The following is a 12,414-nucleotide window of genomic DNA, read 5'->3' on the forward strand; positions in this document are numbered from 1 at the left end:
ACCGCAACCTGAGGAGACCTCGGATGATCTACCACCACCTGTTCGAACAGCTGAGCCGCCAGGAGCGAGTCACCGTCGCCGTCATCGGCGCTGGTCAGTACGCCACTGCCGTCGTCTCGCAGTCGCCGTTCACACCGCGCCTCGATGTTCTGGCCGTCGCCGACATCAACCTCGGCAACGCCGTAAACGCCTACAAGAGCGCGGGGTTCACCGACGACGAGTACGTCTACGTCGCCACGCGCAGCGAAGCGCAGGCCGCCCTCTCGGCAGGCACGCGCATCGTCACCGACCAGTGCGACATCATCGCCGACCTCGACGGCATCGACGTCGTCTGCGAGGGCACCGGCATCCCCGAGGCCAGTGCCCGCTACGCCCGGGATGCGATCGCCAACGGCAAGCACGTCGCCATGGTCACCAAGGACACCGATGTCACGGTCGGCCCGGAGCTCAAGGCCCTCGCCCGCGAGAAGGGCGTCGTCTACACGCCCGTCGACGGCGACCAGCACGGCCTCCTCATCCAGCTCGTCGAGTGGGCGAAGCAGATCGGCCTCACCGTCATCTCCGCGGGCAAGGCGACCGACGGCGAGTTCGTCTACGACGTCGAGAACTCGACCGTCAGCATCCTCACCGAGAAGAAGATCCACGCGCCGGCTGTCGAGACGGTGACGGTCAGCGAGGAGGACCGGAAGTGGCTCCGCAAGGTGCCGGAGGGCGAGTCGCTCACCTACCTGCGCGAGCGTGCGCGCATCCTGGACGGCCTCCCCAAGCCTGGCGCCTACGACCTGTGCGAGATGACGATCGCCGCCAACTACCTGGGCTTCGCGCCGCAGGTCGACGAGCTGCTGCACATGCCGCTGCGCATCACCGAGATCCCGGTCGCCTACGCGCTGCAGGAGAACGGCGGCGTCTTCGAGCGCGAGTCGACGATCGACCTCGCGACGTGCTTCCGCACCGAGGACGAAGCGGGGCTCGGTGGCGGCGTCTGGATCGTCGTGCGCGCCGACAACGCCTACTCGAACCACATCATGACCACCAAGGGGCAGATCGCGAACGCCGACGGCACCGCGACGGTCATCTACCGCCCCTACCACCTGTGCGGCGTCGAGACCTCGACGAGCCTGCTGCTCGCGGGGCTGCTCGGCATGGACACCGGCACCGACGACTACCGCCCCCACTTCGACCTCGTCAAGGTCGCGGCCCGCGACATCGCGGCAGGCGAGGTGTTCGGCAACGACCACAGCCCGCAGCTCACCGCCCGCATCGTGCCGGCAACGTCGATCGCCTCAGGTGGCCCTGCCGCCGCCCACCTGCTCACCGGCAACGTCGCGACGCGCGACATCGCCGCTGGCACGGTCATCACCTACGACCTGGTCTCCCGCCCCGCCGCCTCAGTGCTGTGGCAGCTGCGCGAAGACCAGGACACCCGGTTCGGCGTCAGCCAGAACCTCGACACAGAACTGCTTCAGAGCCGGGCCTAGCGCCGCTGCTCGGAGACTACGTAAAGGAGCGTGGCCCCCGTGTTAACCCTCTTCGCCTGGTTGACGATCCTCGTCTTCATGGCCCTGATCATGATGAAGAAGATCCATCCGTTCGTGGGCCTCGCCCTCATCCCGATCATCTTCACCGTCCTCGGCTCGTTCTTCGGCCTCTTCACCGAGGCGGTCGCCGCCTACTGGGAGAAGCCGGTCTCCGAGGTCACCCTCCTCGAGCAGTTCCAGGCTTTCGGTGAGTGGGCCGCCGATGGCATGGTGACGACGTCGTCCACGGCGTACATGCTGTTCTTCGCCATCCTCTTCTTCTCGGTGATGCTCGCGGTCGGCCTCTTCGACCCGCTGACCCGCCAGATCCTGAAGATCGCCAAGGGTGACCCACTCAAGATCCTCGTCGGCACCGGCATCATCTCGGCGGTCGTCTCGCTGAGCGGCGACGGCACGACGACGACCCTCATCGTGTGCTCCGCGCTCATCCCGATCTACCGCAAGCTCGGGCTCAGGCTCATGGACCTCGCCGTGATCCTCATCCTGATGAACACGATCCTGAACCTCCTCCCGTGGAGCGGCCCGACGGCGCGTGTCCTCGCGGTGCTGCCCGAGATCAGCGCCAACGAGATCCTGCAGTCGCTGGTTCCCGGGATGCTCGCCTCCGTCGCGTTCGTCATGCTCGTCTGCGTCTACCGCGGCCTCCGTGAGCGCAAGCGGCTCGGCGTCTCCGACCTCAGCATCGCGGAGATCGACGAGCTCATGCAGTCGCGGCAGGCCGACGGCAACGTCATGACGGTCACGCGCAGCAAGCCGGTCATGGTCTTCAACGCGGTGCTCACGCTGCTCGCGCTTGCGGTGCTCATGGCGGGTCTCTTCGAGCCGGTCTTCATCTTCATGGCGGGCACGCTCATCGCCTTCGCCGTGAACTTCCCGAAGATCCCCGAGCTCAAGAAGTTCATCGACTCCACGGCTCCGGACGTGCTGCAAACCGTCATCATGGTCATCGGCGCCGGCGTCTTCATGGGCCTCTTCACGAACTCCGGGATGTCGAGCGCCATCGCGCAGAGCATGGTCAACGCGTTCCCCGCGTCGTTCGGGCCATCCTGGCCGTTCATCACGACGCTCGTGTCGGCGCCCGGCGGCTTCTTCATCTCCAACGACGCGTTCTTCTACGGCGTGCTGCCGGTGCTCGCCGAGGCCGGTCAGGCGTACGGCTTCACGCAGTTCGAGATGGGCTACGCGTCGCTCATGGGCCAGGCGTTCCACATGCTGAGCCCGCTCACCGCGTTCATCTACCTGCTCCTCAACCTCACCAAGCAGGACATGGGCGAGTGGCAGCGTGAGGCAGGCAAGTGGGCTGCAGGGATCTTCGTCATCCTCATCGCGGTGGCGCTCCTCACCGGGCACCTCCCGGCTCCCGTCCTCCCGCTCGGCGCCTGGCAATTCTGGCTTGTGCTCGCGGCGATAGCAGGGGCGGCCATCGGGATCTTCATGCTCGTCGAGCGCTCGCGGAAGCGGAAGAAGGCGGTCGCGGAAGAGAAGGAAGCCGAGCTCGTGCAGGTCGGCGAGGCCTCGTAGCCCGCTCCTCGCATCCGCTCGACGAAGTGCCCGGACTCACGATCTCGTGAGTCCGGGCACTTCGCTGTCGGACGCGAGGCGCCTCGCCTATCCGGCGATGAAGCTCATGAGGAGCCGCACCGAGAGCGCGAGCACCGCGACGAGGCCGAGGATGCCGAACGCGTTCTGCCACCACCTGTTGCGCATCTCGCCCATGAGCGAGCGGCGGTTCGCCATGATGATGATGAGTGCCGCCAGGATGGGCGCGACCAGGATGGTGAGGGCCTGCGCGAGCACGATGAGCTCGACGGGTGAGGTCTGGAAGATGAGCGTCACCGCCAGGCCGAAGGCGAGGATGAAGCCGCTCGTGACGCGGGCCGTGATGGTGTTCGCGGATGCGCCCCTGCCGAACGCGTCGGACAGCATGGTGCCGCCCGCGATCGCGTTCGGAATCATGGAGGAGAACGCGGCCCCCGCGAAGCCGAGGGCGAAGATGAAGCCGCCGACGGGTCCAGCGAGCGGTTCGAAGATCGCCGCCAAGCTCGTGATCGAGGTCGCGGTCTCGGACGTCTTCCCGAGAGCGCCAGCGGCCACGACGATGACCAGCCCCGTCATGATGCCCGGCGCGATGATGCCCGGAATCGTGTCGACGAGCGTCACGTCGCGGTAGTCCTCCTCCGTGCGTCCGCGCTCCTTCGTGCCGTACGAGGTGTAGAAGGCGGCGTTGATGGAGAAGTTCGTGCCGACGAGCGCGACGATGAGCAGCCACGAGCCCTCCGGTGCGGTCGGGATGAGCCCGCGGCCCGCATCCGCCCAGTCGGGGTTTACGACGAACGCGCTCACGACGAAGCAGATCGCCATGAGGGCGACGATGCCGATGAGCACCTTCTCGATGACGTTGTAGATGCTGCGGATGAACAGCACCGCCGCGACGCCCAGGGTGCAGATGGCGGTCCACATGACGGGCGACGAGCCCTCGACGAGCATCGAGAGGCCGAGCCCGGAGCCGATCGCATTGCCGACCGAGAAGCACAGCGTGATGAGGAAGACGCCGACACCGGCGACGACGCCGAGCGGCTTCCCCAGGTGGTCCTTGATGGAGGCGATGAGCGAGACCGGCGACTTGATGCCGAGTCGCACGCTCATATCGGTGAGGAAGATCATGAGCACCGTCGAGACGGCGATGACCCAGATGAGGGCGTACTGGTACGAGCTTCCGGCCTGGACGGCCGTGGTGAGGTTGCCCGGCCCGAACTGCCAGGCGCCCGCGACGAACGCGGGTCCGATGAGGGCCAGCTGCTGCCAGAAGCGGCGGCGGGTACGGCGGGATTCGACGATCGTGCGGACTGCTTCGGTCGAGATGCGTGCGTGGCCGGTGCCCGGCGTCGAGTGGAGGCGGGTGTCGCCCATGGGGTCTCCTTCGGGGAGTGCGGCTGATCGGATGCAGGGCATCCGGCCGCGAAGTCGTCATTGACTTGGGGGTCGCGCAGGTTGAGGGAACCGGCTCGGCCGGTGCCGCTTCGGTGGCGTGCGTGGCGGCGTGTGTCGTCGATCTTCGAGCAGTCGACGTCAAGCGTATGGGGCGGCGACCCTGTTGTCGCCGCCCCTCTCCGCTAGGAGGCGACCGTCACACGGTCGAGCCCAGCGATGGCGAACGCCTCGGCGATCTCGCGGTCGGCGCCGTCGGCGAGCGGCAGCAGCGGGGTGCGCACGGTCGCGTGGTCGAGGATGCCGCGGTGCACGAGGCCCCACTTGAGTGCAACCGTGCCCTCCATGTGGGAGCCGCGGTGGTACACGTTCTTCGTGACGGGCAGCAGGCGCTCGTGGATCTCGTGCGCGCGGTCGTAGTCGTGCGCCTTGCCGGCCTCGATGAGCTCGACGAGCGCCTCGGGGGCGATGTTGCCGTAGCCGACGAGCAGTCCGTCGACGTCGAACATCGTGGGCAGCAGGTACTCGTCGTGGCAGGAGAGGATCTGCAGCTCCGGGTAGGCGGCGCGCAGCGCGGGGATCTCGGTGTACCAGCGGCGCATGTTGCGGACGCCGTTCTTCGTCGCGAAGACACCCTCCTGGCCGGCGATCTCGAGCTGCGTGTCGAGGTTGTAGCTGGCCTTCGTGTTGTCGGGGTACTGGAAGAGGATCAGCGGGAGTCCGCTCTCCTCGTAGATGTCGCGGTAGCGCGTCTGCGGTGCGCCGTCCTGGTAGCCGAAGCGCAGCCACCCGTGGGACGGGTAGACGAGACCGGCGGATGCGCCAGCATCCACTGCCCGCTTGGCTTCCTCGGCGGCGACGGCATTGCCCTCCTGGGTGATGCCGGCGACGATCGGGATGCGGGAGTCGACCGACTCGCGGAAGGCCGTGATGACCTTCGCCTGCTCGGTCTGCGTGAGGAACGTGCCCTCGCCGGCGTGGCCGAGGACGACGAGGCTCTTGACGCCGTCGACGGAGCCGAGCCAGGAGCCGAGGCGGTGGATGGCGTCGTAGTCGACGGCGCCGTCCTCGGTGAAGGGGGTGACGGGGGCGGGGGAGAGGCCGCGGAGATCGATCGACATCTTGTCTTCCTTTGCTCATCGTTGAGGTGGTGGGTCCCGGCCGTTGCGAGCTGGCGTTGCTTCTGGTCCTGGTTCTGGTTCTGGTTCTGCCCGACTGCAAACGTTTGCGGGAACGATTGCAAGTCTTGATGCAAACGTTCCTGGTGTCAACCCCCGAATCCTGTGCTTGCTGCCGGAGCTGTGTCAGCGACCGGGATACACTCCTCCGCATGAGGCGAAACGACAGTGCTGTTGCCCCCGGGGCGGGCGAGCGCCGAGTCGTGACCCTCAAGGAGGTCGCCGCCGAAGCCGGCGTCAGCATCTCGACCGTCAGCCGCATCCTCGACGAGCGCACCGCGCAGTCGCAGTCGGCGACCGCCGTGCGCGTCCGCGAGATCGCCAACGACCTCGGCTACCGGCGCAACGTGTTCGCGTCCCAGCTCCGCCGCGGATCGACGAGCACGATCGGCGTGCTCGTGCCGCGCCTCAGCGACACGGTCATGGCGCTCATGTACGAGGCGGTCGAGCGTGCAGCGGCCGCGCGCGGCTACGTCGCGGTCGTCGCGACGACCGGCGACGACGCCGAAGGCGAGCAGCGCGCCGCCCAGGTCCTCCTCGACCGCAACGTGGATGCGCTCATCATCGCCTCATCTCGACGCGTCGACTCCTTCCCCCAGTCGCTGCAGGAGTCTGGCATCCCGCTCGCGCTCGTCCTGCGCACCGACGGCGTCAGCCCGTCCTCCCTAGGCGACGACGAAGTCGGCGGCTACCTCGCCGTGCGGCACCTCATCGACCTCGGCCACCGCGACATCGCACTCGTCACGGGTCCCGACTTCACCTCGAGTGCGCGCGACCGCCTCGCCGGGGCGCTGCGTGCTGCTCGCGAGGCCGGCATAGAGATCCCTCCGCACCGCATCGCGGGCGACGGCTTCCGCATCGAACACGGCGCCGCCGCGGCCGAGCGCATCCTCGACGCGGCCGACGTGCCGCCGACCGCGATCTTCGCCGCCAACGACAACCTCGCCCTCGGTGTCATGGCGGCCTCCCACCGCTACGGCCTGCGCATCGGCACCGACCTCGCGCTTGTCGGCTACAACGACGTCCCCCTCGCGGAGGCGCTGCCCGTGCCGCTCACCTCCGTGCGCACTTCGTTCGACCAGATCGCCACAACGGCGCTCGAGTTGCTGCTGACGCCCGGGGTCGGGCCCGTCATCCGGCGCGCGATGCCGACGCTCATCCCGCGCGCATCCAGCTGCCCGCCGCCGCAGCGCTGACCGCGACGCCGTCGGCCCGCCGCGGCTGCCGATTGTGCCCGGCCCTGTCCAACATCAGTGCAATATGGCGGCATTCCGCCCCGTAAGGCCTTCATCCGCGCGTTTTTGCACTGATGTTGGTCAGGGCCGCCGCTTGGCAGCTGGGTCGACCGGCGCTCCGGGGCTTCGCGCCTCGTGCTCGCACGCTCTCCCCAGCCCGCCCCCTGTGGCCAACTTCCGTGCTGGATGCGCGCCCGCGGTGCTCAGGGCGCCGTACGAGTGCGTTTCCTCCCGCGGGTTGGTCAGGTGAACGTCGTTACTCGTCGAGGAGGTCGAGGAGCGTGCGGATGATCGCCTCGCGCTCCCCGTCGCTCGGGAGCAGCTTCGCGGCTTCGGGGAGGCTCTCGCGCGACTCGCTCACGAACGACGTCGAATGGTAGAGGCCGTCACCGAGGAGCTTCGTCATGTGGGCGACGAGAGGGCTGCCGGTCGATTCGAGGATCGCGTCGTGCCACGAGCGCTCCAGCTCGAGCACGGCTCGGGTCGCGCCCTGGTTGCCGTTGCGGGAGAGGTTCATGACGGCGAGCCAGGCGGTGTCGAGCTCGTCGCCGACCGAGCTGCTCATCTCGATGAAGTGGCGGACGGTGGTCGCGGCGTCGCCGTGCAGCTGGTCGGCGCTTGCTCGCGCCATGCCGGTGAAGCGCTCGATGAGCGCATCCGCCAGCGCCTCCTTCGAGGGGAAGTGGTAGATGAGTCCGCCCTTGGAGACACCCGCGATGCGGGCGACGGCGTCGAGGGTGGTCGCGGCGACGCCCACGGTGGTCAGTGACTCCTCGTAGGCGTCGAGGATCTTCTCTCTGGCGGAGCTCATGGCCGACATCTTACAGTTGCCAGCTATACCGGCTGGTCGGTATAGTCGTTCTTCATGACCACACTGATCGAACAGCGCGCAGGCCGGAAGGAATGGCTCGGCCTCGCGGTGCTGATGCTCCCCGTCCTCCTCGTGTCGATCGACAACACGGTCCTGAGCTTCGCCCTTCCCTACATCGCGCTCGACCTCAAGCCGAGCGCCGCGATGCAGCTCTGGATCATCGACATCTACCCGCTTGTGCTCGCGGGCCTCCTCGTCACGATGGGCTCATTCGGCGACCGCATCGGCCGCCGCAAGCTGCTGCTCATCGGCTCGACGGGATTCGCGCTCGTCTCCGTGCTCGCGGCCTTCTCCGTCTCCGCCGAGATGCTGCTGCTCTCGCGTCTGCTGCTCGGTGTCTTCGGCGCCATGATCATGCCGTGCACGCTCTCGCTGCTGCGCGGCATGTTCCACGACCGCGCCCAGCGCCGCCTCGCCATCGCCATCTGGGCGACCGGCTTCTCGGCGGGCACCGCCATCGGGCCGATCGTCGGCGGCGTGCTCCTCGAGCACTTCCACTGGGGTTCCGTCTTCCTCATCGCGGTGCCGTTCCTGCTGCCGCTGCTCGTCTTCGCGCCGCTGCTCGTCACCGAGTCGCGCGACCCGAACCCCGGCCCCATCGATGTTCCCGCGATCCTGCTCTCAATGGCGGCGCTCGCGCCCGTCGTCTTCGCCATCAAGCACACGGCGACCGACGGCCTCGACCTCATCTCGGTGGGCTCGCTCCTGGTCGGCCTGCTGTCCGGTTGGCTGTTCGTGCGTCGACTCCTGAAGCAGGAGAACCCGATCCTCGACATGCGTCTGTTCGCGGTGCCCGCCTTCACCGGCTCGGTGCTCGTGAACCTCGTCAGCGTCGTCGCGCTCGTGGGTCTGCTCTTCTTCCTGTCGCAGCACCTCCAGCTCATCCTCGGACTCACTCCGCTGCAGGCCGGCCTCATGCTGCTGCCAGGGACGGTCATGATGATCGTCGCCGGCCTCCTCATCGTGCGCGTCGTGCGCCGCGTGAAGGTGCACATCGCGATGGCGTTCGGCCTCGGCCTCGCGTTCCTCGCCTACCTGTCGCTCGCGATCACGGGCGGCTCAGCGCCGCTGTGGATGCTCGTGGCGGCGTTCACGCTGCTCGCGGCGGGAATCGCGATCGCCGAGACGCTCTCGAACGATGTCATCATCGCGAGTGTCCCGCCGGCGAAGGCCGGCGCGGCGTCTGCCGTCTCGGAGACGGCGTACGAGGTGGGCGCGGTGCTCGGCACGAGCGTCCTCGGTGGTGTCCTGACGTCCAGCTACCGCTCCGGCATGGTCGTCCCGGAAGGGGTGACCGCCGAGCAGGCGGATGCGGCGCGGGAGACCCTGGCTGGTGCCGTGAACGTCTCGAACGAGCTCGAGGCGGGCGGCATGGCGTCGCAGGCGCAGACGCTCCTCGACTCCGCGTTCCACGCCTTCGATGCGGGCAGCACCGTCACGTCGGCGGTCGGTGCCGTGCTCATGGTCGGCGCGATCTTCCTCGCGCTGCGCATGGTCAGCAAGACACCCGCGTAGTCGGCGTCGGCGGCAGCTGTCGCTCGCATCGCGTGCTGCCCTCGGTGGGTCGTCAGGCTGCGCTGCCAGTCACGGTGACGTGAGCCCCGAACCGGGGGTCAGGTTCCAGATTCGGAGCCTCACGTCACCCTGACCGGCAGCGCGTGCGTGGCAGACCGACCCACATCGACGCCGACGCAGAAATCGCGCGAGACACCCGGACCCGGTACTGTCGCAGTCGAGCCGTCTTCCAACGCAGGAATCCGCTTCTGCACTGAATCCGTTCCGCAGTGGGTGGGCTACTCAACCGTGATGGCTGTTTGCGTGTATTGCCACACCCAGAGGAGAACCAACGCATGAAGATCGGACTGCTGACCAGCGGCGGCGACTGCCCAGGACTCAACGCTGTCATTCGTGGCAGCGTGCTCCATGGCATCAAGACCTATGACAACGAGTTCGTGGGCTTCCGCGATGGCTGGCGTGGCGTCATCGAGGGTGACGTCATGGATCTTCCTCGCACGAAGGTGCGTGGCCTCGCAAAGCAGGGCGGCACGATCCTCGGCACCTCGCGCACGAACCCGTTCGATGGCCCCAACGGCGGTCCCGAGAACATCGCCGTCATGATGGAGCGCCACTCCGTGGATGCGCTTATCGCGATCGGCGGAGAGGGCACGCTGGCCGGCGCCAAGCGTCTCGCTGACGCCGGCATCCCAGTGGTCGGCGTGCCGAAGACCATCGACAACGACCTCCAGGCCACCGACTACACGTTCGGCTTCGACACGGCCGTGCAGATCGCGACGGACGCCATGGACCGCCTCCGCACGACCGGTGAGTCGCATCACCGCGTCATGGTGGCTGAGGTGATGGGCCGCAACGTCGGCTGGATCGCGCTGCACTCCGGCATGGCGGCTGGCGCGCACGCCGTGCTCATCCCGGAGCAGAAGGTGCCGATGACGCAGGTCGCGGAGTGGGTTTCCGAGGTGCACCAGCGTGGCCGCTCGCCGCTCGTCGTGGTTGCCGAGGGCTTCATCCCCGAGGGCATGGACGAGGTGCTCTCGCAGGGCACCGAGGTATCCGGACGCCCGCTTCTCGGCGGAGTCGGCGACTACGTGACCGCTGAGCTGGAGAAGCTGACGGGTATCGAGACGCGCAACACGACGCTCGGCCACATCCAGCGTGGTGGCGCGCCGACCGGGTTCGACCGCGTGCTCGCGACCCGTTTCGGCCAGTACGCCGTCGACATGGTCAACGGCAAGCAGTGGGGCAACATGGTCGCGCTGCGCGGCACCGAGATGCAGACGGTCGCCTTCGAGGAGGCCCTCGACGGCCTCAAGACCGTCCCCCAGGACCGCTGGGACCAGGCGAAGATCTTCTTCGGCCGCTAGGCCGTCGGGTCGCTGACCCGAGATGCACGAAGAGGGCGGATGCAGGTGCATCCGCCCTCCTCGTGCACACGCGGGGTGCTCAGTGGGCGCCGGTGGGTCCGACGAGGGCGCCGCTGAGGGAACCGGTCAGGATGACGACGGCGAGCACGATGACGGCCGCGCTCATGGTGATCGGCCGGTCAACGAACCAGCGGACGATGCGCTGCAGCGAGAAGCCCTTGGATGGAGCGTCTCGCCAGCCGCCCTCGAGGGCGCCCCGGCGCTCAGCCCACCAGTCGTAGACGAGCGTCGCGAACGGCGGGATGGCCGCGAACCAGCCGAGCCCGAACATCCACCACGGCCAGCGCTGGTTGATGCCGACGAACGCCGTCACGACCAGGTAGACCATGAACATGGCGCCGTGCAGCGAGCCGCCGACGGACACGAGCAGGTCGGTGGTCTGCGTGACGTACTTGAGGAACATGCCGGTGAGCAGCAGGGCCCACGTGATGGCCTCGCCGATCGAGACCGCCCGCAGCAGGACGCGCGGGGTGAGGCGCCGGCCGTCGGTGGGGGTCGTCGATCCGGTCGCCGTGGCCTGCGCCGTGCGCCCGGCCGTCGTGCTCGCTTCTGACACCGTCTAGACGCGCGCGAGCAGCGCCTCGACGGCGCTGCGGAAGATCGGGAGGCCGTCGAGGCCGGATGCCATGTGGGTCGCTGTGTCCGGTCCGAAGCCGAGCTCGACCGCGTGCTCGGGGTGCGGCATGAGGCCGACCACGTTGCCGCGTTCGTTCGTGAGGCCCGCGATGTTGTTGCGTGAGCCGTTCGGGTTGACGTCGACGTAGCGGAACGCGACCTGGCCCTCGCCCTCGATGCGAGCGAGCGTCTCGTCGTCGGCGATGAACCCGCCCTCGCCGTTCTTCAGCGGGATGGTGATCTCGGCGTTCTTCTCGTACGCGTTGGTCCACACGGTGTCGTTGTTCTCGACGCGCAGCACCTGGTCGCGGCACACGAACTTGCCGTGGTCGTTGCGGATGAGCCCACCGGGCAGCAGGTGCGCCTCGGTCAGCATCTGGAAGCCGTTGCAGATGCCGAGCACGGGGAGGCCCGCGTTGGCGGCCGTGATGACCTCGGCCATGATCGGCGAGTGGCTGGCGATCGCGCCTGCGCGCAGGTAGTCGCCGTAGCTGAAGCCGCCGGGGAGGATGATGGCGTCGACGCCGTGCAGGTCGTGCTCGCCGTGCCAGAGGGCGACGGCTTCACCGCCCGCGAGGCGCACGGCGCGCTGGGCGTCGCGATCGTCGAGCGAACCCGGGAACGTGATGACGCCGACGCGGGGGCTCATGAAGCGGAGCCCTTCGACTGGACCTCGGCCGCGATGACCGATGCGAGGGACGCCTCGGTGTCGGCGGCGACCGCGTCGTCAGCGTCGTCGTCGGCCGACTCGGCGCCGTCTGGCAGGACGTCGATCGAGATGACGTCCTCGATGACCCCGTTGGCGAGCAGCTCGTCGGCGACCTGCGAGATCTCCTCCATGAGCTCTGCCGTGACTTCGCGGTCGGTGGTGATCTCGAAGCGCTTGCCCACGCGCACGTCGTGCAGGTGGTCCTTGCCGAGGCGCGAGAGGGCGCCGGCGACGGCCTTGCCCTGCGGGTCGAGGAGTTCCTGCTTTGGCATGACGATGACGACGATCTTGGGCATCGGGAGCGGCTCCGATCGGTGGAGGAAAGAGACGCCCCCAGCTTACCGTCAGGCGCGGATGCGCGAGGCTCGTCCAGAATGTCGGTGCACACGCATAGCCTTGAC

Annotated in this window: 11 protein-coding genes; 5 read left to right on the plus strand and 6 right to left on the minus strand. The window is 68.0% G+C overall.

Annotated features, from left to right (window positions below; all coding sequences use genetic code 11):
* Positions 1 to 23 precede the first annotated feature (23 nt).
* Positions 24 to 1,478: an NAD(P)H-dependent oxidoreductase gene (locus tag HDC34_RS04050; protein ID WP_179555960.1), complete on the plus strand. Its 1,455-nt coding sequence runs from the start codon at positions 24 to 26 to the stop codon at positions 1,476 to 1,478.
* Positions 1,479 to 1,517: 39 nt separating this feature from the next.
* Positions 1,518 to 3,059 carry a CitMHS family transporter gene (locus HDC34_RS04055; RefSeq protein WP_218854884.1) on the plus strand — a complete coding sequence of 514 codons (1,542 nt, stop codon included), beginning with the start codon at positions 1,518 to 1,520 and terminating at the stop codon, positions 3,057 to 3,059.
* Positions 3,060 to 3,146: 87 nt separating this feature from the next.
* Here the strand turns inward: HDC34_RS04055 and HDC34_RS04060 are convergent, their stop codons facing one another.
* Both HDC34_RS04060 and HDC34_RS04065 read right to left on the minus strand, forming a co-directional pair.
* Positions 3,147 to 4,448: an Nramp family divalent metal transporter gene (locus HDC34_RS04060; RefSeq protein ID WP_179555961.1), complete on the minus strand. Its 1,302-nt coding sequence runs from the start codon at positions 4,446 to 4,448 to the stop codon at positions 3,147 to 3,149.
* Positions 4,449 to 4,651: 203 nt separating this feature from the next.
* Positions 4,652 to 5,587 carry a dihydrodipicolinate synthase family protein gene (locus tag HDC34_RS04065; protein WP_179555962.1) on the minus strand — a complete coding sequence of 312 codons (936 nt, stop codon included), beginning with the start codon at positions 5,585 to 5,587 and terminating at the stop codon, positions 4,652 to 4,654.
* A gap of 209 nt (positions 5,588 to 5,796) precedes the next feature.
* Here HDC34_RS04065 and HDC34_RS04070 point away from each other — a divergent pair, with 209 nt between their 5' ends.
* Positions 5,797 to 6,840 (plus strand): LacI family DNA-binding transcriptional regulator, encoded by a 1,044-nt coding sequence (locus HDC34_RS04070; RefSeq protein ID WP_179555963.1) that lies wholly within the window; start codon positions 5,797 to 5,799, stop codon positions 6,838 to 6,840.
* Positions 6,841 to 7,135: 295 nt separating this feature from the next.
* On the opposite strand, the gene HDC34_RS04075 is transcribed toward HDC34_RS04070, so the two are convergent.
* Complete coding sequence (locus HDC34_RS04075; protein WP_179555964.1) at positions 7,136 to 7,690, minus strand: TetR/AcrR family transcriptional regulator; 555 nt, start codon at positions 7,688 to 7,690, stop codon at positions 7,136 to 7,138.
* Positions 7,691 to 7,744: 54 nt separating this feature from the next.
* On the opposite strand from HDC34_RS04075, the gene HDC34_RS04080 reads away from it, so the two are divergent.
* Both HDC34_RS04080 and HDC34_RS04085 read left to right on the plus strand, forming a co-directional pair.
* A complete protein-coding gene (locus HDC34_RS04080; RefSeq protein ID WP_179555965.1) occupies positions 7,745 to 9,265 on the plus strand; it encodes an MFS transporter in 1,521 nt (506 codons plus the stop codon).
* 335 nt (positions 9,266 to 9,600) lie between these two features.
* The gene (locus HDC34_RS04085; protein WP_104251579.1) at positions 9,601 to 10,629 is read left to right on the plus strand and encodes an ATP-dependent 6-phosphofructokinase; all 1,029 of its coding nucleotides are present in this window, start codon (positions 9,601 to 9,603) and stop codon (positions 10,627 to 10,629) included.
* 79 nt (positions 10,630 to 10,708) lie between these two features.
* Here the strand turns inward: HDC34_RS04085 and HDC34_RS04090 are convergent, their stop codons facing one another.
* Genes HDC34_RS04090 through purS form a run of 3 tightly spaced genes read right to left on the minus strand, consistent with a single transcriptional unit; the run spans position 10,709 to position 12,309 of the window.
* The gene (locus tag HDC34_RS04090; protein WP_179555966.1) at positions 10,709 to 11,245 is read right to left on the minus strand and encodes a DUF3817 domain-containing protein; all 537 of its coding nucleotides are present in this window, start codon (positions 11,243 to 11,245) and stop codon (positions 10,709 to 10,711) included.
* 3 nt (positions 11,246 to 11,248) lie between these two features.
* Entirely contained in the window at positions 11,249 to 11,953 is a 705-nt protein-coding gene (purQ, locus tag HDC34_RS04095; RefSeq protein ID WP_068495145.1) for a phosphoribosylformylglycinamidine synthase subunit PurQ, read from the minus strand.
* Entirely contained in the window at positions 11,950 to 12,309 is a 360-nt protein-coding gene (purS, locus tag HDC34_RS04100; protein WP_104310379.1) for a phosphoribosylformylglycinamidine synthase subunit PurS, read from the minus strand. The genes purQ and purS overlap by 4 nt, the downstream gene beginning before the upstream one ends.
* Positions 12,310 to 12,414 lie beyond the last annotated feature (105 nt).

It is taken from the genome of Pseudoclavibacter sp. JAI123, assembly GCF_013409665.1.
In the GTDB taxonomy this organism is placed as follows: Bacteria; Actinomycetota; Actinomycetes; order Actinomycetales; family Microbacteriaceae; genus Pseudoclavibacter.